This is a genomic window from Pseudomonas syringae CC1557, from assembly GCF_000452705.1.
In the GTDB taxonomy this organism is placed as follows: Bacteria; Pseudomonadota; Gammaproteobacteria; order Pseudomonadales; family Pseudomonadaceae; genus Aquipseudomonas; species Aquipseudomonas syringae_F.
In genome coordinates, this window is record NZ_CP007014.1 from 2,384,099 (window position 1) to 2,408,279 (window position 24,181).

Below are 24,181 nucleotides of genomic sequence, written 5' to 3' on the forward strand. Positions count from 1 at the left end.
CGGGCCCCCTGCTTATGACGACGAGTAGCGCTTTGAGGTATGTTCCTGAAAACGTCACTCAATAAAACAAGGATGGAACACGTATGCGCGCATTCTCACGCTCGCCACTGGCCGCTCATTTGGCTCTGGCCCTCGCGTTAACAGCCCTGGCACCTGTGGCTATGGCTGAACCGCACAAGGCCATTCAGGCCGATGCCGAGCAATACCAGGACGACGCCTTGAAATTGTTGGAGCGTCTGGTGAACATCGACTCGGGCTCCGGCTATGTGCCTGGCCTGAACAAGGTCAGCGACATCGCCATCGAAGAGCTGAAAAAGCTCGGTGCCACCATTGAACGGGTGCCGAATACGCCTGAAGCCAGTAATCATGTCATCGCCACCCTGAAAGGCACCGGCAAGGCGAAGATTCTGTTGATGGCGCACATGGACACTGTGTTCAAGGAAGGTTCGGCGGCAGAGCGGCCGTTTCACATCAAGGACGGTCGTGCCTACGGCCCGGGCGTGATGGATGACAAGGGCGGTATCGTCGCTGCCATTTATGCGCTGAAGGTCTTGCATAACCTGAAGTTCACCGACTACGCGCAGATCACCGTATTGCTCGACGCCAGTGAAGAAACCGGCTCGGTCGTTGCTACCGAACTGATCAAGAAAACCGCCAAAGAGCACGATGTCACGCTGAACCTGGAGCCAGGTCGCCCGGCCGACGGGCTAGTGGTGTGGCGTAAAGGCTCGGCGACGGCGCTGGTCGAGGTGAAGGGTAAGGCATCCCATGCAGGTGTTGCGCCGGAACTGGGTCGCAACGCGGCTACCGAGGTGGCGCATCAGATTCTGCAACTCGGCAAGCTGGGCGACGAAGAGAAGAAAACCACCATCAATTTCACGGTGCTCAAGGCCGGTGATCGCACCAACGTGATTCCGGATCAGGCCAGCGCCAAGGCTGATGTCAGGGCGGCAGTGCCGGAGGAATTCGACCGGATCGAGCAGGACCTCGCCAAGGTCTCGGCCAATAAGCTGGTGCCGGATACCGAGGTCAAGACCAGTCTGATGCGCGGCCTGCCGCCGATGCCGCAAACGCCGAAGTCGGATGCGCTGGTTGCGATGGCGCAAGGCATCTACGGCGAGCTGGGACGCACGCTGACCATTGAAGGCAGCGGCGGAGCGGCTGACTCAAGCCTGTCGGCCAGCGTGGGCACGCCGACGCTGGATGGTTTCGGTATTGTCGGTGGCAATATCCATACGCCGGAAGAATACGCCGAGGTGGGCAGCGTGGCACCGAGGATTTACCTGCTGTCGCGGATGATCATGAAGCTGTCCGGGCAGCAGTGACACGGCATGTCTGAGTGATTGAGTTCGAGGAAAGCACAAATATTTTTTGTGCTTTCCAACAAAACATGTTGATTTTATTTTGTTCGAGCCGGATCTAGGATAGGCCTCACCTTCACGCGGATCGTCGGCTCGCGAAAGCGTCAGTTCGACACCTGATCCTGAACATCGCCTCCGGAGTTCTGATGAGCCTTTCTCCTTTTCACCTGGCAATCCCTGTGTATGACCTGGCCGCTACCCGGACCTTTTATGGCGAAGTGCTCGGGCTTGCCGAAGGGCGTTCCAGTGCGCAGTGGGTCGACTTCGACTTTTACGGCCATCAACTGGTCATTCACGAACACCCCAAAACGGCGTCTCAAGAGAGCGTTCACAGCAACCCGGTGGACGGACATGACGTGCCGGTCCCGCACTTCGGCATCATTCTGGAGTGGGCGCAGTGGGAGGCATTGGCTGAGCGCCTGAAGTCGTTCGGCATTCAGTTCGTGATCGAACCCTACATTCGATTCAAGGGGCAGGTCGGCGAGCAGGCCACCATGTTTCTCTTCGACCCCTGCGGTAACGCGCTGGAATTCAAGGCGTTCAAGGACATGAGCCAACTGTTCGCCAAATAGCCTGCTTGTCACTGCGTCTCGTGAACCTGCTCGCTCAATAGCTGCGCGAGCGTCCTTACCGGCTCCGAAAGGCTGCGTTTTGCGCGGTGTACGAGTCCTATATCCCGATGAAACGTATGCTGCCCGAGGTTGATAGCCCGCACAGTCGGCGGCCACGCCTGAATGGTCGCCGTTTCCGGCACCAGGGCCACGCCCACGCCGTTGGCAACCAGTTTGACGATGGCGTCCAGCTCGTCGAGTTCGCACACCTCACGTAACGCAACGTGCGTCTGACGCAGAAAGCGGTCGACCTGCCTCCCGCCAAAGGACGATCGATCATAGCGGATGAAGGGCTGGCTGGAGATCAGCTCTGACCAGTCCTCTCCTTGAACATCGGCTGGAACGATCAGGCGATAGGGCTCTCGCGTCAGGGTGGTCCAGCGCAGATCGCTTTGCAGCGAAAAGGGCGGACGAATGATCGCCGCCATGTCCAGTTCCCCCGCATCCACCTGATTGACCAGGTCCATCGACAGGCCTGGGACAATGCGGGTTCGACATTGCGCAAACTGTCGATGAAAGCCTGCCAGCGCCTCCGGCAGAAAAGAGCGCTGCACGGAAGCTATAGCACCAATGGTCACCAGCACATTGGGTGCAAGCCCGACAGCCGCACTGCCCAGATTGCCGTACAGGCGTACCAGTTCCTGACCTTGCAGCAGAACCTGCTGGCCCATGCGGTTCAACTGCGCCGACCGCCCCTTGCGGTCGAACAACTCGATGCCCAGCTCCGCTTCAAGACGCTGCATCTGCGCGCTGACCGCCGCCTGGGTCAGGCCGATACGGTCTCCGGCTGCGGCGAACGTACCTTCTCTGGCTACGGCTATAAGGGTTTTCAGTTCTTTGATCATTGGCAAATATTAGTTGTGTTTGATGCGTGTGGATATTTGTTTTTTTGATATGGCAGCTTGCGGGGCGCTTAAGTAAAGCACTGCTTGATCGGGAGAAATTAGTTGTAAATTAAGTTCAATAAATCCGATACACGGTCGATACAAATATTTGACGCCATAGTGGTGGCGTTCTAGTATCTCTCGCCCTTTTGATGTCAATCTGCTACTGCAAGGACGCACCGTGTATTTACATGTCTTCAAAAGGGCGTTGCTGCTCTCGTTTGCCCTGGTGGCTTTTCCCTCGCTGGCGGCCACCGCACCGGACATGACACAGGCCAATGCGCCAGGTGTGCAGGACCTTATTCGTGATCGCCAGGACCGTTTGCTCGAAGAGCAGCGTCGTCGCCTGGAAGAGCTCAAGGACCTGCCCGGCAAGCAGGCCAAGCCAGAGGCACCTGCCACTCCTGCAGATACACGCTGCTTCACGATCAACCGTATCGAACTCAAAGGTGCGGACTCTCTGTCGGCTGCCGAACGCGACGCGTTGATCAAACCCTATCAGGGCAAGTGTCTGGGTGTAGCCCAGCTCAATGACGTGCTCAAAGTCGTTACTGACCACTACATCGAAAAAGGCCTGGTCACGACTCGCGCTTACTTGCCGCAACAGGATCTGTCGACTGGTGACCTGCAAGTGCTGGTCATCGAAGGCAAGCTGGAAAAGCTGCGCGGCGCTGCTGACAGTGGTTTGTCGGATCGAGAACTGGCGATGACTTTCCCCGGTCAGGAAGGCCGGATCGTCAACCTGCGTGAAATCGAGCAAATGGTCGATCAGCTCAATCGTCTGCCTTCCGCTCAGGCGCAGATGGAGCTGACGCCGGGTCAGGCGGTGGGCGGCAGTGATGTGGTGGTCAAAGGCACTCCGCAAAAGCCCTGGCGGGCGAACCTGTCACGCACCAACGAAGGTCAGCGCAGCACCGGTGAGCAGCAGCTCAATGCAGGGCTGGAGTGGGACAACCCGCTCGGTCTTGCTGACCAGATCAGTTTGCGTGGCGGTCATGATGCGATAAGCGACCGCCAGAAAGCCTCCCGCAATGCGTCGCTTGTCTACAGTCTGCCGTGGGGCTGGTGGACGTTCAGCTACCTGTACAACACCAGCGAATATCGTTCGGTGGCGCAGGCCTCGAACATCAACTTCAAGCAGGACGGCGACAGCCAGAACCATCAGTTCAAGGCCGAGCGGGTGGTGTATCGCGACGCGCTCAGCAAGACCTCGCTCAATGCCGGTCTGTCCTACCTGCGCACCAACAACTACGTCGAAGACAGCAAGCTGGCGGTCAGCAGCAATCGCATCACCGAAGCGCAGTTTGGTATCAACCACGGGCGGCGGGTCGGCTCGGCGTTCGTCAACATCGATCTGGGCATGCAGCAAGGCATCGGTGCACTGGACGCACAGGGCAACCACGATCCTCGTCCGGGTGAGGCCGATGCGCGTTATCGCAAATACACCGGCACCCTCAGCTACCTGCATCCTTTTCAACTGTGGGGCGAAAACCTGAGCTTCACCAGCCTGGCGACCGGGCAGCGCAGTGAGGATGTGTTGTTCAGTTCGCAACGCACCAGCCTGGGCGGATCGGCATCGGTGCGTGGTTACAAGGATGAGTTTCTGTCCGGCGACAGCGGCGGCTACTGGCGTAACGAGTTGCGCCTGACTCGTCCGGTGACGCTGGACTGGCTGCGCCCGGTGTTCGCCGAGTATGGCGCGGCTGCCGGTTACGACCAGGGTGTTATCCGCAACGATCGTTACAACGGCGACCAGCATGGGCGTTTGTCCAGTAACTCGTTCGAGCTGTTTACCCGAGGCCAGCACGTTGCTGCCTCAGTGACCTTCGCTCATTCCCTGGAACGTCCCGATGTGATCGAGCGCGAAGCGCCGATCTATTTCCGTATGGACTTTTTCCTCTAATCACACCGTATTCAACCTACCTGTTTCGAGGTCATTCACATGGACGTTCACCAACTGGCTCTGCTCGCTCGTCAGCCTTCTGCTGTGCTGGTCGAGCGCCGGTCTTTCTGGGGAATTTCCAAGCGCGGCCTTGCGCTGATTCTCGCCAATGCGATGTTCTGGCAGCCGCTGCTGGTTCAAGCCGAAGGCATCGTGGTCAGCGGCACGAACACCAGCCTGAACCAAGCCGGCAATGGTGTGCCTATCGTCAACATTGCTGCGCCCAATGCCAGCGGCCTGTCACACAACCAGTATCAGCAGTTCAACGTCGACAGCCAGGGTGTAATCCTCAACAACTCCACCAACCAGACCCAGAGCACCCAACTGGGCGGCATCATCGTCGGCAACTCCAACCTGCGCGGCACAGCGGCCAGCACCATCCTCAACGAAGTGGTCGGGGCCAACGCCAGCCAGCTCAAGGGCTACACGGAAGTGGCGGGGCAGGCTGCGCGGGTGATCGTGGCCAACCCTTACGGAATCAGTTGCAACGGTTGCGGTTTCATCAACACGCCGCAGGTCACGTTGACCACCGGCAAACCGGTGCTGGATGCCAACGGCCAATTGCAGCGTTTCAACGTTCAGGGCGGCAGCATCTCCATCGATGGTGTCGGGCTTAATGCCGATAACGTTGATCAATTCGACATCATTACCCGCAGTGCGAAGATCAATGCCGAGTTACACGCCCGCCGCCTCAATATCATCGCCGGTCGGAACGATGTCGATGCGCAAACCCTGAATGCCACAGCCCTGCCGGACGACGGCAGCACCAAACCGGAACTGGCCATAGACAGTTCGGCATTGGGCGGCATGTACGCTGGGGCCATTCGGCTGGTAGGCACCGAGGCGGGTGTTGGTGTCAGGCTGGCAGCTGATCTGGCGGCCAGCGGTGGCGATATTCAGATCGACGCCAACGGCCATTTGAACGTGATGCAGACGGCTGCAAGCGGTGCCGTCACGGTCAAGGCCACTAGCGCCGAGGTCAACGGACCGGTTTATGCGGGCTCGTCACTGGCAATCACCACCGCGGGTAATCTGACGACTCAAAAGAACGTCGCCGCACGAGATGCACTGACGCTTTCGGCAGGGGGTCAACTGACCAACACAGCGGTGATCGAAGCGGGTGTCAATGCCGACAACAGCCGTAACGCTTCTGGCGACATCGCACTTTCTGCCAACGGCCTCGGCAACAGTGGCAGCATAACGGCAAGCCGTTCATTGCAGGCCAGCGTAACCCAGACCCTGAATAACCAGGGTGCGACGCTGAATGGGCAGTCCAGCACACGCATCGTGGCGGCCACGATCGACAATCGCCAGTCAGGCAGAATTCTGAGCCAGAGCGGCAGTGTGGATATCACCGCTTCTCAGGTGCTGAATACCCAGAGCGGGCTGATCAGCAGCAATGGCAACCTGACGATCACAGCCGGTTCGCTGGACAACAGTCAGCAGGGCAAGCTGTCCAGCAGCAGCGCTTTATCGGCGCGTATTTCCGGTCAGTTGCTCAATCAATTGGGTCTTGTCAGTGCCAATGGTGATCTGCTGCTCAACGCCGCGACGCTGGACAACCGCAGCGCGGAAATATCCAGTCTCGGTAACCTGACCTCGACCGTGGGGCAGTTCGACAACCGTGAAAAAGGCCGTCTGCTGGCCAACGGTACGCTGCAACTGACCTCCGACAACCTGAATAACCAGAATGGCTCGGTTGCCGGGCAGCAGAATGTGCAGTTGGCGCTGGGGCAATTGACCAACACCGGGAATGGCAGCGTTTACGCCAGAAACAGCCTGGGCCTGAATATCACCGGGGCGTTGAATAACGATCAGGGCGTATTGCGCAGCGACGGCACGCTGGACGTGCGCGCGGCCTCGCTGAGCAACACCACCGGCAGCGTGACCAGTGCCAGCACAGCGTCTATCAGTACAAGTGGCGCGGTCGTCAATCAAGGCGGGCAGATTGTCAGCGATGCACAACTGACGCTCAGCAGCGGCAGCCTCGATAACAGTCAGAGCGGGCGTATCGCAGGCAATGGCGTGGTGCTGAGCACCGGCACGCTCACTAACCGGCAGAGCGGCAGCCTGACCAGCACCGGGGCACTGCGCCTGACTGCAACCCAGGTCAACAACAGCGACGCAGGCCGTATTGCCAGCGCCATGGCCTTGACTGCGGTGGTGACCGGTCTCGATCAAAGCAACGACGGCCGTATGTACGGCAACAGCGACGTCAGCCTGGACATGAGCAACGGTCTGCTGAATAACCAGAGCGGACAGATATCCGCCCCCGGCCAGTTGCTGCTGAAAAACCTCACAACGGTCAACAACCAGAGCGGCAAGATATCCAGTGCAACCGGTTTTACGCTGGCGGCAACCACGCTGGACAACACCGGCGGTTCAGTGATCAGCGACAAAGCGCTGAACGTGCGCATCGCTCAGGTGCTGACCAACCTTCGTGGGCAGATTTCCGCGACCGGTGTTGATCTGAATGCCGCGACGCTGGACAACCACAGCGGCGAGCTTTCCAGTCTGGGCGCGCTGACCGCCAATATCGGCCAGTTCGATAATCGCGACAAGGGCCGACTGCTGGCTAACGGCGCGCTGCTGTTGACCGCAGACAACCTGAATAACCAGAACGGCATCGTGTCCGGACAACAGGGCGTGCAGTTGAATCTGGGTCAATTGACCAACACCGGCGGCGGTAGCATCTATGCCAAAAACAGTCTCGGCCTGACGCTGGGCGGGACGTTGAACAACGATCAAGGCGTGCTACGCAGCGACGGATCACTGACTGTGCGTGGCGCATCGCTGGGCAACAGCGCAGGCAGCATCAGTAGCGCTGGCGTAGCGTCGATCAGCATCAATAAGGATGTCGTCAACCACGGCGGACAGATCCTCAGCGATGCACAGCTGACGCTCGTCAGTGGCAGCCTCGATAACAGCCAGAGCGGGCGTATCACCAGTAATGGCCTGCTGCTGACCACCGGGACCTTCGACAACCATCAGGACGGACGCCTGACCAGTACCGGGGCACTGCAGATGAATGCCGGGCTGGTCAATAACAGCGATGCCGGTCGTATCGCCAGCGCCATGGCCCTGACCGCGGTGGTGACCGGTCTCGATCAGACCAACGACGGCCGACTGTACAGCAACAGCGACGTCAGCCTGGACATGAGCAACGGCGTGCTGAACAACCAGGGCGGGCTGATCAATGCGCCCGGTCAACTGCTGCTGAAAAACCTCACGTCGGTCAACAATCGGAATGGTGAAATCTCCAGTGCGAATGGCTTTACGCTGGCAGCCAATTCGCTGGATAACACCGAAGGTTCGCTGCTCAGTGACAAAGCGCTTGTGGTGCGCATCAATCAGCTGCTGACCAACCTTCGCGGCAAGATTTCCGCCAATGGCGTCAATCTGAGTGCCGCCACGCTCGACAACCGTAATGCCGAGCTTTCCAGCCTGAGTACTCTGACCGCCAACATCGGCGAGTTCGACAATCGCGAAAAAGGTCGTTTGCTGGCCAACGGTGCGCTGCTGTTGACCGCCGATACCCTCGACAACCGGAACGGCGTCGTATCCGGACAACAAGACGCGCAACTGAATCTTGGGCAACTGATCAATGCCGGCGGCGGCAGCGTTTACGCCAAAAACAGACTGGGCCTGACGCTCTCCGGCGTATTGAACAACAATCAAGGTGTGCTGCGCAGTGATGGCACGCTCGACCTGAAGGCCGCGTCTCTCGCCAACAGCGGCGGTAGCGTGACCAGCGCTGGTGTTTCAGTCCTGACCACCGACGCGGCCGTGGTCAATCAGGGCGGGCAGATTCTCAGTGATGCAACCCTGACACTTACCAGCGGCAGCCTCGACAACAGCCAGAGCGGGCGTATCGCCAGCAACGGTCTGGTTCTGGCGACCGGAGCTTTCGACAACCAGCAGGACGGACGACTGACCAGCACCGGTACGCTTCAGCTCAACGCCGGGCTGGTCAACAACAGTGAGGCGGGGCGTATTGCCAGCGCCATGGCGCTGACCGCCGTGGTCACCGGCCTGAACCAGACCCGTGATGGACGCCTGTACGGCAACGGCAATGTCAGTCTCGACCTGAGCAATGGCGTACTTAATAACCAGGGTGGCCTGATCAATGCGCCCGGCCAGTTGCTGCTGAAAAACCTGACATCGGTCAACAACCAGAGCGGCGAAATCTCCAGCGCCGATGGCTTTACGCTGGCGGCCAATTCGCTGGACAACACCGGCGGCCGGGTGATCAGTGACAAGGCGTTGATCGTGCGTATCGACCAGCTGCTGACCAACCTTCGGGGGCTGATCTCTGCTACCGGCGTTGAGTTGAGCGCCGCGACGCTGGACAACCGCAACGCCGAACTCTCCAGTCTCGGCAACCTGACCGCAACCGTCGGCCAGATGGATAACAGCGGCAAGGGTCGTTTGTTGGCCAATGGCGCGTTGCTGCTGAAAGCCGACACTCTGAACAATCAGAGCGCTGGCGCAATTTCCGGCCAGCAGGCGGTGCAGCTTGAGCTGGGGCAACTGATCAACACGGGCAGCGGCAGCGTTTACGCCAAAAACAGCCTGGGCCTCACGGTCAGCGGTTCGTTAAACAACGATAACGGCGTATTGCGCAGTGATGGGTTGCTGGACGTGAGCGCTGCTTCCCTGGCCAACACTGCTGGCAGCGTCACCAGTTCAGATGCTTTGGTGCTGAAAATCGACGGCGCCGTTGTGAACCGTGGCGGACAGATTCTCAGTGATGCAGCGCTGACGCTCACCAGTGCCAGCCTCGATAACAGCCAGAACGGCCGTATCGCCGGCAAGGGTGTAACCCTCGAAACAGGTGCCTTCGACAATCAGCAAGGCGGTCGACTGACCAGTACCGGCACCTTGCAGATCAATGCCGGGCAGGTCAATAACAGCGACGCTGGGCGAATCGCCAGCGCCATGGCCTTGACTGCCGTGGTGACTGGTCTGAACCAGACCAACGACGGGCGACTGTACGGCAACCGTGACGTCAGCCTGGACCTGAGCAACGGTGTGCTGAACAACCAGGGCGGCCTGATTACCGCCCCCGGTCAGTTGCTGCTGAAAAACCTCGTGTCGGTCGACAACCAGAATGGCGAAATCTCCAGCGCCAACGGTTTTACCCTGGCCGCTAGTTCGCTGGACAACACTGGCGGCTCGGTACTCAGCGATAAAGCGCTGATTGTGCGTGTCGACCAATTGCTGACCAACCTGCGTGGTCTGGTCTCCGGCAACGGTATCGATCTGGCGGCAGGCGAACTGAATAACAACAGCGGCAGTGTGAGCAGCGATGCTGATCTGCTGCTGAATATCACGGGCAAACTGTCGAACCAGAAGGGCGAGCTGACCAGCGCTGCTGGCACCACCCTCAGCGCGCTGAGCCTGGACAATGCCGCAGGCCAGGTCATGGCCGACCGCTTCCTGAACATGGTCATCACTGATGCCATCGACAATCAGGGCGGAACACTGGGCGCAGGGCAGGGCATCGACATCAGTGCAGTGAGCCTGGACAACCGGCAATCAGGTGTACTGGTCACCGACGGTCAACTGACGCTCAAGCTCACTGGCGCTCTGGATAATCGCGTCGGTGGCAGCCTGCAAGCCAAGGGCTTGATGGATCTTTCGAGCCAGACGCTGGATAACCGTGGCGGCCGTCTTGCGGCGCAGAACCTGCTGATCGTGCATAGCGACAGTGTCGACAACCGTGGCGGTTCGATTCGTGCCGAAAAAGGCATGCAATTGTTTGTCGGTGAACTCGACAACAGCCAGACAGGCCTGAACACCAATCAAAAAGGTTTGATTCACAGTAATGCGGACCTTGAACTGGTCGGCAAGCGTCTGGATAACCAGAACGGTCTGCTCAACGCCGCTGGCCTCATGCAATTGCAGGTCGAGAGCGTTCTCAACGGCAGCGGCCGTATCGCCAGCCAGGCTGATCTGATCGCCAACATCGACGGCCTTACCCAGCAAGGCGGTGAGCTGGTAGCACAGGGCAACCTGACGCTGACCGGCAAAACCCTCGATAACCAGTCGGGTGGCCTGGTGGGCTCGACAAAAGCGCTAAAAATTGACGTTGCCGACATCGATAACAAGGCCGGTGAACTCTCCAGCCAGATCGGCCTGGACATCATCGCGCAGACGCTCGATAACAGTAATGGCGGCAAAGTCCTCGCGGGCACGGCGTTGGGGCTGACCGTGGCGCGCGTTATCAACCTGAACAAGGGGCTGTTGTTCGGCAATAGCCTGCGTCTCGACGGCACACGTCTGGATAACGCAGGCGGTACGCTGGCCAGCCAGCAGGACCTGAACATCAGTCTGTCTGGCGCGCTGGACAACACCAGCGGCCTGCTCAGCAGTGAATCTGCGCTCACCGTCAGCGCGGCTTCTCTGCAAAACGCATCGGGCAGCCTGTCGAGTGCCGATGCCTTGAGCGTCACCACCACCGAGGCGTTGCGCAACCAGGCGGGCTCTATTACCACCGATGCAGCGCTCACGCTGACCAGTGCAAGCCTGGACAACAGTCAGGCGGGCAAGCTGTCCGGCAAGGGCGCCACCCAAGTCACCACCGGCACCTTCGATAACAGCCAGGGCGGTCGGCTGACCAGTAGCGACACCCTGCGATTGACAGCAGGCAAGGTCATCAACCAGAACGCCGGACGGATTGCCAGCGCGCTGGCTTTGACCGCCAGCGTCACCAGTCTCGATCAACAGGCTGGCGAGCTGTTCAGCAACACCTCGCTGAGCCTCGACCTGAACAACGGCCAGTTGAACAATCAGGGCGGCCTGATCAACGCCAGCGGCATGTTGCTGCTGAAGAACCTCAACGGCGTCTCGAACCAGAGCGGTGAAATCTCCAGCGCACAAGCGTTCACGCTGAACGCAGACAGCCTGGATAACAGCGGCGGCAAACTCCTCAGTACTCAGGCCTTGACGCTCGTCGTCAACAAGGCGCTGAGCAACATCAAGGGTACGATTTCCGCTGCTGCGCTGAACGCCAGGAGCGACAGCCTGGACAACACCGAAGGCATGATCAGCAGTCGTGCAGGTCTCGACGTGGCGGTGAATACCGCCCTGACCAACGTCAGCGGCACGCTGATCGGCGACGGCGACATGAAACTGAGCGCCGCGACCGTGAACAACCGCCTTGGTCAGTTGGCCAGCAAACAGAACCTCAACGCGCAGATCGGCAGCCTGCAGCAGCAGCGCGGGCAAATGCTCGCCCAAGGCTCGTTGAGCCTGACCGGCGACACGCTGGACAACCGCCAGAAAGGCTTCATCGGTGCCACTAAAGCCCTTGATATCCGTGTCACCAACGTCGATAACCGGGGCGGTGAACTGTCCAGCCAGGACACGATCACCCTGACGGGTCAGCAACTGAACAACAGCGATAACGGTCAGGTGCTGGCGCAAAACGCCCTGACTCTGAACGTGGCGCAGATCACCAACCGTGCAAACGGTCTGCTCTCCACTCAAGCGGGCCTGACTCTGGTCGGCAGCTCGCTGGACAACACCGGTGGCGCGCTGAGCGCACTCAAAGCCATGGGCATCAACCTGTCTGCGGCGCTCGACAACAGCCAGGGGCTGATCAGCAGTGAAGACGCCTTGACGTTGAAGGCCAGCAGCCTGACCAATACCGCAGGCAGCGTGTCCAGTGCTGGAACCTTGATCCTCGACAGCGCCGGTGCGATCAGCAACCAGGGCGGCAAACTGGTGACCGATGGCGCGCTGGACCTGAAAAGCGCCAGCCTCGATAACCGCCAGCAGGGCAATATCAGCGGCAAAGGCCTGCTGACCCTCAAGACCGGCAACTTCGACAACAGCCAGAATGGCCGGGTCAGCAGTAGCAACAGGCTGGAACTGACCAGCGCGCAACTGACCAACCGTGACGGTGGCAGCATCGGCAGCAGCCAGGCGCTGATGGCCAGCGTCAGCCGACTGGATCAGCAGGGCGGCAGGTTGTTCAGTAACACATCGTTGACCCTGGACCTGAACAACGGCCAGTTAAACAACCAAAACGGTCTGATCAACGCACCGGGCGCATTGCTGCTGAACAACGTCAATGACGTCCTGAACCAGAACGGCGAAATCTCCAGCGCACAGGCGTTTACCCTAAATGCTCAGCAACTCGATAACACTGGCGGCAAACTGCTCAGCAACCAGCTGCTGACCCTGCGCATTGCTCGTGCGCTGACTAACGTGAAGGGCATGATCGCCGCAGCCGGGGTCGATACCACTGCCAATACCCTCGATAACACCGGCGGTACGCTGACTAGCCGTAACAACCTGGACCTGACGGTCACCGGCCTGCTGACCAACCGCGACAAAGGGCTGATCAATGCTGCCCAGGCGCTCAAAGTGGGTGCGGCCAGTCTCGACAACCAGAGCGGCCAGGTGTTGGGCGGTACCAGCCTGACCCTCAACACTACATCGATCAACAACACCGCAAAGGGCCTGATCAACAGCACCGGCACCTTGAACCTGAGCGCTGGCAGCCTGGACTCCGGCAACGGCGGCGAAGTGTCGGCTGCACGCGACATGACCCTGGTCCTCAATGCCTTGTCGTTGAATGGCGGACGCCTGACGGGCGACGCCGGCTTGTCCATAGACATGGTGGGCAACGACCTCAATAACCTCGGCGGCTTGATCACCGCCGATGGGGCGCTGACCCTTAACCGTCTGCGCGACCTGAATAACCAGTCCGGTGAAGTGTCCAGTGCACAGAGCTTCACCCTCAGCGGCCGCACCCTCGATAACAGCAGCGGCAAGCTGATCAGCAGCAACGTACTGACCGTCAGCGCCACCAGCCTACTCAACCAGAACGGCCTGATTTCCGGCTGGCAGGGCCTGAACGTCTCCGGCAACCGACTCGACAACCGCAACAGCGGCACATTGTCCAGCCGCAGTGGCAACCTCGTGGCAAACCTTAGCGGTGAACTGCTCAATGGCGGCAACGGCGCACTGGTCAGCCAGAACGTGCTGAACGTGACTGCCAACAGCCTCGACAACAGCGGCGGCATTCTGTCCAGCGGCACCGGCCAGACCCTCACCGTGGCAGGCCTGCTGAACAACAGCCAGAACGGTTTGATCGACAGCGGTGCGGGGCTGACCCTCAAAGCCAATGCCTTGAGCAACGCGGCCGGTAACCTGACGGCCCAGCAGGACTTCAGCTTTGAAGGCAGCAGCCTCGACAACAGCGCTGGCAACCTGAGCAGCAAGGGCGCAATGACCCTCGACCTGCTGGACAGCCTGACCAACACCAGTGGCAAGCTGGCGAGCGGCGGTACCTTGCTGTTGCGGCGCAGCACCGCGATCAACAACCAGGCCGGGCAACTGGTCAGCCAGAGCCTGATGACCCTCAACACGTCAGGTCAACTGGACAACCGCAATCGCGGCACTGTCGCTGCCAACAACACACTGGCCGTCGTCGCGGGTGGCAGTGTGCTCAACGATGCCGATGGCTTGATCTACAGCCAGGGCGCCGACGCGCGCATACAGGCAGCAAGCCTGTCCAACGTGCGTGGCGCGCTACAGAGCGCAGGCGCCTTGCGCGTCGATGTCGCCGGCACCGTGGATAACCAGAACGGCCGGATCATCGCTCAGGGCGGTGACCTGAACCTCAGCGCCGCCAACCTCTACAATCAGGGCGGGGTGCTGTCCAGCCTGCAAGGTCTGTTCACCTCGAACGTGACCGGCGTGCTGAAAAACGGCTATGACGCCAACCGTCAGGGCGGTGTCATTCAGGCGCAGCGTCTCAACCTGACCGCGCTGGGCGGCTTCGACAACTACGGCGGGCGAGTTTCCGCGCGCACTGGCGAAGCACTGATCAACACGTCCAGCTTCGACAACCGCAATGGCGGCCTGTACGCCAAAGGCCTGGTGCGCGTCACCGGGGGCAACTTCGACAACAGTGGCGACAACGACGGCCAGATCGCAGGCGGCCAGGTCGAACTGCAACTGAGCGGCGCACTGAACAACCGCTTCGGCATCATCGAAAGTGACAGCACCCTGGCCGTGACAGCCGCAAGCCTGGACAACCAGACCGGACAACTGCGCGCACTGGGCGGCGCAGGCGCTACGAACTTCCAGATCGGCAACCTGTTCGACAACCGCAACGGCACACTGGAAAGCGCCAATAGCGACCTGATCCTCAACGCTGGGAGCTTCCTTAATGGTGGTGGGTCGCTGTTGCATACGGGTAATGGCACGTTTGACATCTCCACCGCCAACCTGACCAACGCAGGCGGCAGCATCGTGACCCGTGGCGGCCTGACCCTGACGGCTGACAACTGGACCAACAGCAGCGTGATTCAGGCCGGGCGTTTGACGGTGAATGTCGGGACCTTGAATCAGACGGCGGGCGGGCAGTTGTTGGCGTCGAGTTCGTTCAGTGGGAGTGGTGGGAACTGGACGAATGATGGGTTGATTGCGAGTGATGGAGGGGTAGACATACGCATTGGTGGGACCTTTGCCGGTAGTGGTCGGGTCAGCAGTGTCGGTGCATTGAATCTGGCCGCTAGTCAGCTGACGCTAAATGGTAGCGGAAGTATTGCTGGTGGCTCGCGCGCTGAGATTAGTATTGCAGGGAGCGTTAATAACTACAGTCGTATTACATCCGCTGGTGATCTGGTGGTCAGTGCGGGTGCTATTAATAATTACGGCACGTTAGGCGGGGCTCAAAATCTTACATTGAATACGCCCTCACTATTAAATAGTCAGGGGCTGATTTTTAGTGGTGGCGACTTGCAAGTTAATGCTGGCACTTTTACTAACCAGAAAGGTGATATGTATGGCTTGCGTAATGTGACTTTTAAAGGTTATGGAGTCGATAGTGCAAGCAAGGTTTCAAATATTTCAGGTTCTATGGAAAGCGGAGACAGTTTCTCGATAACCGCTTCTTCATTTGAAAATCGCACAGAAGGGTCGGGTGGAGATCAAGGGTTTGCGGTAGGTAGAACCTTGGTAAAAGGTCTGATTGCTGTACAGTGCCTAGACTGTCGAGGGGATCACTACTCAGTAAACTTTGTTGCCAAAGAGTTTTTTGAAGGTGGTCAGGATAACGACACCAGTGCCTCATCTTCTATAGTTTCAGGCAGAGACTTTGTCTTCAATGGTGGGGATTTTTCAAACAGAAAAAGTGTGATTAGCGCGGTTGGAAATATTGTTATAAATGCTAACAATGTGAGTAATATTGGAGCTGTAAGTGGCAGCATTGAGCGAACGCGTACTTACCTTGCCAGCGGAGTAACTGATGGGACGATAGCCCGATCTATACCTAGCGTTGATGCATACAATCGGCGTAACAATCCTGATTATCCCAACGTTTATTATATCGGTAAGGATGGAGATCTAAGGCTCGGTTTGATTGAGACTTATGAAGTCCAGAGCGGAAGTGATACTATCTTTACTTATAACGAATACATCGTTCGGGATTCTGTTACCAAAGCCGATGTTGAAAATACTATCATTCAGTATAATGGTGAAAAGCCTTTACCTGCCTCAAGCTACGACCCAAATAATTTGCTGGCGCTGCCAAGCGAGATAACAAGATTTTCATTGGTAAGTGACGTTGAAGTCGCCAAAGACGGCAGCGGTAACGGCGGACGTAGTGCAGTCATCCAGGCAGGCGGAAACGTCTCCATCACCGCCAAGCAGGACCTGCAAAACAGCGTCATTCACCAGGATTACGCAGGTGGCGCAGGCACCAGCAAAGTTCAGGACACGCGTACCTCCGGCACCGGTACCACTGTCATCAGGATCAATGCCCAGCTACCCCCCGACCTGGCCCAACAACAAGTCAACCCGTTAAGCCTGCCAGGCTTCAGCCTGCCCACGGGCCAGAATGGCCTGTTCCGCCTCAGCGGCCAGACCGGTACCGCAGCCGCTGTCGCCCAACCCGTCGGCCTGCCACAAAGCTGGACCATGGGCGGCGCGGCCGTATCCGTCGCGCAGCGCGAACAAACCGTTTCCGACGCGCAGGCAAGCACCATCCAGATCGGTTCGGTTGATCAGATATCCAGCGCCAGCCGCCAGCTTGGTCTGACAACACGACAAAGCGCCGGTGTTAGCGTCAACGCATCGGCGTTCGACACCAGCGTGCCTGTTGCCTCATCTATAGGCGGTCTTGTAGTACCGGGTCACAACTCGGATTCCGCAGGCATGACCACTGTCGACAGCGTCACCGGCATTGTTACCGGCAATCAGGGCAGCGGCGCGCTGCTGCCTGTGCAGAACGCAGGTTCGACCTCGGGCTTGCCAGCCATCACATCGGTCTCCTCCGGTAATTCGGCAGGCCTGAACGCCGGGATGGTGCAGGGCACGCAGATCAGCCAGGCAGGCCAGGTTGTGACTGGCTCTCAAGGTAGCCTTGTCAGCGCAATCAATCAGGCCCCGGCAGGCGTCCGGTCGGGTGCCAATGCCGCCGTTACCAATACCCCCGGCAGTTTGGGTGGCCTATCGGCCCACAGCCCTCTGACAACCCCGATCAATCCGGTCACAGGCGCTGCCCAGTCCGCCAGCGCGATTAAGCCGGGCGTCGCTGCGGCATCGCAAACCGTTACCCGAGTGCAGGGCTTGCCCAGCAGCTCATTTGTTTCCAAGCCGCAAAAATACCTGATCGAAACCAACCCGGTCCTCACCGAGCTCAAGCAGTTCATGAGTTCAGATTACCTGCTCGCAGGCCTGGGCTATGACCCCGAAGTCAGCGCCAAACGTCTGGGCGATGGGTTGTATGAACAACGTCTGGTTCAGCAGGCAGTGGTAGCCCGAACCGGCCAAGCTTTCATCGATGGGCAGACCTCCAACGAGGCCCAGTTCAAGTACCTGATGAACAACGCCATCGCCAGCAAGGAGCAACTGAACCTGGCCGTCGGCGTCTCGCTGAGTTCACAACAAGTCGCCGCACTGACTCACGACATCGTCTGGCTTGAAGAGCACGAAGTGAATGGCGAGAAAGTACTAGTGCCGGTGCTGTACCTGGCACAGGCCGACAATCGTTTGGGCCCGACCGGCGCGCTGATCGCGGGTAACGACGTCTCTCTGATCGCCGGGCAAAACCTCGATAACGTCGGCACCTTGCATGCCAACAACAACCTGTCGGCGGTGGCAGGCAACGACCTGATCAACACGGGCCTGATAGAAGCCGGCAACCGGCTGGATCTGCTCGCTGGTAACGACCTGATCAACAAGGCTGGCGGCATCATCAAAGGTCGTGACGTATCACTGACCGCGATCAACGGTGATGTGATCAACGAGCGCACCATTACCTCAATGGACAACAGCGCGCGCGGTCAGCGCCATAACGAGTTCGCCGACAGCGCTGCGCGCATCGAAGCCGCCAACGACATGAGCATCTCGGCCGGTCGCGACTTCATCAACAAGGGCAGCGAGCTGGAAAGCGGTCGTGACATGAGCATCCAGGCCGGACGCGACGTCACCATCGCCCCGACCGAAGTCACCAACAGCCTGTTTACCGACAGCAAACACAACAGCAGCGACATCACCCAACTGGGCTCGACCGCCAGCGCCGGACGCGACCTGACTGTTCAGGCCGGACGCGACATCTCCATCATCGCCAGCCAGATCGACGCCAAACGCGACATCGCCATGGCCGCGACTGAAAACCTCACCATCAGCTCTGCTGCGGACGAAGAGCACTCCCTGTCCAAAAGCAAGAAACTGACCCGTCAGGAAGACCACGTCAGCCAGATTTCCGCTGACCTTGATGCTGGCGGCAGTGTGGCGTTGCAGGCCGGGCAGAACCTCGCCGTGATCTCCAGCCGCATTACGGCCGGGAAAGAGGCGTATCTGGTTGCGGGTGATCAACTCGACATACTGGCTGCGCAGGACAGTGATTACTCGCTGTACGACAAAAAGAAGAAGGGGAGTTTTGGCGCGAAGAAAACCAAGCGTGACGAAATCACGGATGTGAGAAACATCGGCAGCGAAATCACCACGGGCGGTGATTTGTTGCTGGCGAGTGGCGGCGATCAGAAGTATCAGGCCGCGAAGCTGGAGAGTGGCAAGGATCTGACGATTCAAAGTGGTGGTGCGGTGACGTTTGAGGGTGTCAAGGACCTGCACGATGAAAGCCATACCAAAAGCAATAACGACGCTTTTTGGACCTCCTCAAAGGGCAAAGGCAATACAGACGAGACTCTTCGTCAGACGCAGATGTCGGCTGAAGGAAGTATCGCAATCAAGGCTGTAGACGGGCTTGCAATTGACGTCAAGCAGATAGATCAGAAGACCGTCAGCCAATCTATCGATGCGATGGTGAAGGCTGATCCACAACTTGCCTGGTTGAAACAGGCTGAGGCAAGAGGAGATGTGGATTGGCGACTCGTAAAGGAAGTTCATGAGTCATTCAAGTATCAGAACTCTGGATTAGGTCCCGCTTCGCAATTGATCATTGCGATTGCACTGGCAGCGGTTATGGGACCGATGATGGCCGGCATGAACTCGATGTTACAAGCGGGCGCCATCAGTGTCGCGACCAAGGCTACTGTCAGTACGGTTGACAACAGAGGCAACCTCGGAAAAGTCCTGAAAGACGTCACATCCAAGGACAGCATCAAAGGGTACACGGTGGCAATTGCTACAGCAGGTGTGGCCGACAGCCTCGGATACAAACCGACTGAACTGGGTTTTGATATGCCGAGCGCAAAAATAATTGCCCTGAAAATAACGGCCGACGCAGTAATCAAAACCGCTGTGTACGGCGGGAGCCTCGCAGACAACCTAGCAAGTTCGGCAGTGAGCACCGCGGCCGGCATAGGTGGCGCCAAAGGCGCAGGAGCAATTGGAAGTCTTGGGTTTACTGACGGAGACATTACAAAGATTCTCTTGCATGCAGGTTTGGGTGGTCTGTTAGCCGAAGCCATGGGCGGCGACTTCCGCGCCGGAGCTATTGCCGGTGGTGCAAACGAAGTTTTGGTGGGACTGTTGGGAGACAAGCTGCTCCCTTCAAACCTCGTCCAGGGCACACCCGAGTACGAGCAGGCGCAAGCAAATCTTCTGGCTCTGTCGCAAATCGTTGGAGTACTAGGCGCTGCGGCCAAGGGGTCAGATGTTGAAGTCGCTGCTGCAGTCGCTGCGAATGCTACCCAGTACAACTGGCTATCACACTCTGAGGTCCGGGAGGCTGATGAAGCACGGGCTGCGTGTGGGAAAAATGGAGGGGACGTTGCGAGTTGCCAATTAAATATCACGCGAGCAGTGGATGCTTTGGACAAAGCACGAAACTATGAGCTGAGCGAGCGTAAACGTGCAATTCAGCTCCAGTCCTTTAAAGATGGTGGCTGGACCCTGGGCGAATACAACAAGGCTCTGTTCGACGACTATTTTGCAAGCAAAGGTGTAGACCGGAGCGATGTCACATTTGACGGATATGCTCCTGCGAAAACGTTGGGTTACATGCTTTCCGAACGGGGAGTTGGCAGTGTTCAGCAGGCCTTGGAATGGCCGGGCAAGGTTGCTGGCAGTATCGTAAATACGGTTGCACACCCCGTTAATACGGCGGTAGGGATTGGTCAAAACATTTGGTCCGCAGCAGGCTCGGGGGTGGATTGGGCGACCAGTCCTATCCCGGCTCAAGGACTTGAGCGTGCAGGAGATAAATTGCTGGCGCAATCCGACCAAGAGGCTGGGAGGTTGATATTTGACGTCGCCAGTGGTTTGATCACCGCAGAGATTGGTGGGTTTGCTGCCAGGTGGGTTGGAGGGAAGTGGGTTCAGGCTGAAGGTGGTTCGAAAATCACCAATGAGGCGCCACAAACTCCGCCAGTCTCAAAGCTGGAGTCCCCTGCGTCGCAAGCAGATGGTGACTTTGGCTACTTAAATCAGCCGGGACCAAGTAAACCAGCAGCATTTTTTGATGCTCAAGCTTCAGCTAAAGCGTTTATCAATAATGGTAGAATTAGTTTTCTAGATTTAGAAAGATTGGTGCCTCCGGGTACGCCGAATAGTTTCAAGTCGTCAACTACGATTGCTGACGGCAGCAAATATCAATACAAGGTTAATGGTCAAAATGTAGAAATAAAATGGCATGCGCCTGATGTGAATGCAGCTGAAAAGTTTCCTGGCTCTAATGCGGGCGCTGGATGGACGGCACAGATAAAAATAGGGAACAAGCTCTTGGGTCAAGACGGCGTGCTGTATAGGAAGCCTTCTAACGCAACGCACATACCCGTGGATTTCTAAGCATGAAAAACTTTGCGTACTATGCTGGACTGCCGGACTTTATGACTAGTAAGGATGTCAATGCTGAGCTTCTAGAGTTGCTAGGTAGTCTTGGTTCTCGAGATTTTAATATTGCTGAGTTTGTAAAGTCGTTGTTAGAACTGAGTGATAGGCAATGGCATACTTACGATGTTTTAGATGCTAGCCTCAAAGAGCGAATTGAACAATGTTTAATTTCTATATGGGATGGTCACGATCTGGAGCTTGCTGAAGATGTCATTGATATTATGGTGAGATTAGGTCTTGAGAGAATAAGTGCTTTTTTGGGCTCACGCTCACTAAGAGATGTTTCGCCGGAAGTTTTTAATGAGATTTCACTCGCTCTCTCTGAGTTAGGCGGTTCAGTTTCAGATCCGTATAGCGGTATGCGGTAGTTAATGGACGAAGAACACTCTCTCGCCCCCAAAGCAGGAAGCTCTATTGGAGGCCTTCCGAAGATTTCTGGGAAACAATTGGACGAGCATGCACCAGCAATGTTTAAGGAAGGCGGGGTGGGAGCAAGCGTTAGGCCCATAAGCCCGAAAGATATTTATGGCGCTGGTGCATGCATAGGGAAATGGGTGCAAAGGATTTTCCGACGTAGACAAATTCATAATTAGGGTGGTGAGCTGATGGCCATATTTGAAGAAAATGCGTATCTATCGTGCTTGCAATTTTGCATTTTTCTAAGCTCGCTTGATCAGCCGTACAACGTCTAGAATGATCGGTGCTATACGCTTTTTCGTGACGCGTAGGTGCGTAGCGGGTCTATCGTGCATTTGCTGACGCTTCCGATGTTCAAGGAGTACGCTTTGGTTTTCGGGATATGGATATACAGTCTGCAACTGCGCCAGAGCAGCTATTTCCATCCGGAGCGATCTGCTGGTTAGTCCCCTCCCAGCACCTTCGCATTGGCAACAGCCGTAATCGCGCTGACCAGGCACGCGGCCCCTTAAGGAGCATCAGCATGTACACGCTTTTCGGCAGCGAAGGTTCGGGTTCGGCAGCGATCGAGATAGCGCTTGAGCGGTGCGCGGTCCCGTTTACCCTGATCAGGGCCAGCTCGTGGGAGGAGGGGCCCGGGAAGGAGGCGTTGCGGCGGGTCAATCCGTTGCTGCAAGTGCCGACGCTGGTGTTGGCAGACGGCTCGGTGCTGACCGAGAGCGCGGCGATTCTGATTCATCTGGGTCTTGAGCACCCTGGCTCCGGACTTCTGCCGAAGCAAACGTCCGCACGGGCCCAGGCACTTCGCGGGCTGGTTTACATCGCTACCAATTGTTATGCACCCATCGGCATTATCGATTACCCGGAGCGCTGGCTGTCGGGTTCCGATGAGGCGCTGGAAGCTGCGCTTGAAGCGGGCGCTCGGGCGCGCTTGTATGAGAACTGGGAAACCTTCGCTGATCTTTTCGGGAGCCCGGCGACATGGAGGCCGGATGCTCCCGGCGCTATGGAGATATTGGCCGCCATCGTGACGAGATGGAGCGGTGCGCTTGAGCACTTGAGTTCAAGTCGACCAGCGTTTTATGCATCGCTATTGCACGTTGATACAAACCCGAGTGTCGGCGCAGTAACGAAGCGCCATTGGTCTTGAACGTCAGCGATACAGGTGCGGGAAACAGTTGCTTAAAGTCATGCCGGTTTGCAAAAGTGCCGGTTCATCGCAACGTGTATCGAGCAAAGAGAAAGTTGCCTGATATAAGAGCTGTCTGGCAGGCAAGACAGCTTATCGAGAGGTTCTTTAGTTACGCCTGCGTCGAATTGATCCGGCCCAGAATTCTCAGGTAAAGGTGCAATGTGGTACCTGTGCCCTCGGATGTTTCGATTCGCACCGCGCCGCCAGCGTTGACTGCAAACTCTTGCACTTGAGCCAGCCCCAGCCCTGTGCCGAGCCCCGTCTGTTTGGTGGTGAAGAAGGGTTCCAGTATCTGCTCCTTCAGATCAGCGGTCATGCCCGGACCGTTGTCCTTGACGCTGAGTACGACGTAGTCGCCCTGTTGCAGTTGTGCGTCGCTCTTTATCGACTCAAGGCGCGTCGCGATGTGGGCCTTGCCGGGTTCCTGCATGGCGTCGCGTGCATTGGCCAGCAGGTTCAATACGGCGGCGTGCAACTGCGCCTCGACGCACAGAACGCCCCAGCCACGGGCACTCAGGTCAAAAGACAACTCCAGTCGGTCGCCGACCGAGCGAAGCAGTAAGTCACGCGCCGCATCGAGCCGCTCGCTGACATCAATACAAATCAGTTCCGGTCCGTCCGGGCTCACGCTGGCCAGCAGGCGAGTCACCAGTTGCCTGCCATTTTCCACAGCCTGCATGCCGGTGTTGCTGAACGTCTCTACATCGATAGGCCGTCGCGAGCGCATATGGATAAGTTGCAGGCTCGCGCTCAGCGCCTGAAGCAGGTTGTTGAAATCATGGGCGATGCTGGCGGTGAGCATTCCCAGCGATGACATCCGCTGTGAATGCTGCAGGTCTCGCTCAAGCGCCTGGCTCTGGTTTTGCGCATTTTCCAGTTCCAGCTCAAGAGCCGCCGCATGTTTTTCACGCTGATCAGTGAGCAGACGGTATTGCAACAGGTCGGCTGTCTGGCGTGCCAGGGCCAGCAGGGCAGCGCGCTGTTGGTCAGAGAGGACGCGAGGCCATATGTCGATGATGCAGACGGTGCCCAGCGCGTTACCCGACTCATCGCGGATAGGCGCGCCTGCATAAAATCGAATGTAGGGAGGCCCGAGCACCAGCGGGCTTTCCCTGAAGCGTGGGTCGGTGGTGGCATCTTCCACGACCAGCACGTCGCTTGGCTGAAGGATCGCATGCGCGCAGAAAGCCAGATCGCGATGGGTTTCCTTGATGTCCAGGCCGATGCAGGCTTTGAACCACTGACGCTCGCGATCAATCAGCGAGACCAGTGCGATGGGCGCATCACACAAGGTCGTGGCGAGCAGCACCACGTCTTCAAAACCCTGTTCGGGTGCGCTGTCCAGCACCTTGAGGTGTTCGAGCGAGAGGATTCGATCCTCTTCGTTGGCTGGAAACGGTGCTGGAGTGTGGGTCATGAGTACGTATCACGATGAGTACAAGGCCTTATCATGCCTATGATTTACAGGCGGCAGCAAGGCGCATCTCATCGACGAATCAACGTTGTCCCTGCAA

At 57.8% G+C, this 24,181-nt stretch carries 8 protein-coding genes; 6 read left to right on the top strand and 2 right to left on the bottom strand.

What is annotated here, in order from left to right; translation table 11 throughout:
• Positions 1-83: 83 nt before the first annotated feature.
• Positions 84-1,325, top strand: coding sequence for a M20/M25/M40 family metallo-hydrolase (locus tag N018_RS10945; RefSeq protein ID WP_025389566.1), 1,242 nt, complete (start codon positions 84-86; stop codon positions 1,323-1,325).
• Positions 1,326-1,507: 182 nt separating this feature from the next.
• Positions 1,508-1,933, top strand: a complete 426-nt coding sequence (locus tag N018_RS10950) for a VOC family protein (RefSeq protein ID WP_024645558.1) — start codon at positions 1,508-1,510, stop codon at positions 1,931-1,933.
• A gap of 8 nt (positions 1,934-1,941) precedes the next feature.
• Here the strand turns inward: N018_RS10950 and N018_RS10955 are convergent, their stop codons facing one another.
• A complete protein-coding gene (locus N018_RS10955) occupies positions 1,942-2,817 on the bottom strand; it encodes a LysR family transcriptional regulator (protein ID WP_025389567.1) in 876 nt (291 codons plus the stop codon).
• 220 nt (positions 2,818-3,037) lie between these two features.
• Here N018_RS10955 and N018_RS10960 point away from each other — a divergent pair, with 220 nt between their 5' ends.
• The 4 genes from N018_RS10960 (at position 3,038) to N018_RS10975 (ending at position 22,625) form a co-directional block, all read left to right on the top strand.
• A complete protein-coding gene (locus N018_RS10960) occupies positions 3,038-4,759 on the top strand; it encodes a ShlB/FhaC/HecB family hemolysin secretion/activation protein (RefSeq protein WP_025389568.1) in 1,722 nt (573 codons plus the stop codon).
• 39 nt (positions 4,760-4,798) lie between these two features.
• Positions 4,799-21,013 (top strand): two-partner secretion domain-containing protein, encoded by a 16,215-nt coding sequence (locus N018_RS10965; RefSeq protein ID WP_025389569.1) that lies wholly within the window; start codon positions 4,799-4,801, stop codon positions 21,011-21,013.
• Between the two features lie 2 nt (positions 21,014-21,015).
• Positions 21,016-21,426, top strand: a complete 411-nt coding sequence (locus tag N018_RS10970; RefSeq protein ID WP_024647464.1) for a hypothetical protein — start codon at positions 21,016-21,018, stop codon at positions 21,424-21,426.
• Between the two features lie 572 nt (positions 21,427-21,998).
• Positions 21,999-22,625: a glutathione S-transferase gene (locus N018_RS10975; protein ID WP_025389570.1), complete on the top strand. Its 627-nt coding sequence runs from the start codon at positions 21,999-22,001 to the stop codon at positions 22,623-22,625.
• Positions 22,626-22,776: 151 nt separating this feature from the next.
• Here N018_RS10975 and N018_RS10980 read toward each other — a convergent pair whose 3' ends face one another.
• On the bottom strand, positions 22,777-24,084 hold the full coding sequence (locus N018_RS10980) for a sensor histidine kinase (protein WP_025389571.1): 1,308 nt from the start codon (positions 24,082-24,084) through the stop codon (positions 22,777-22,779).
• Positions 24,085-24,181 lie beyond the last annotated feature (97 nt).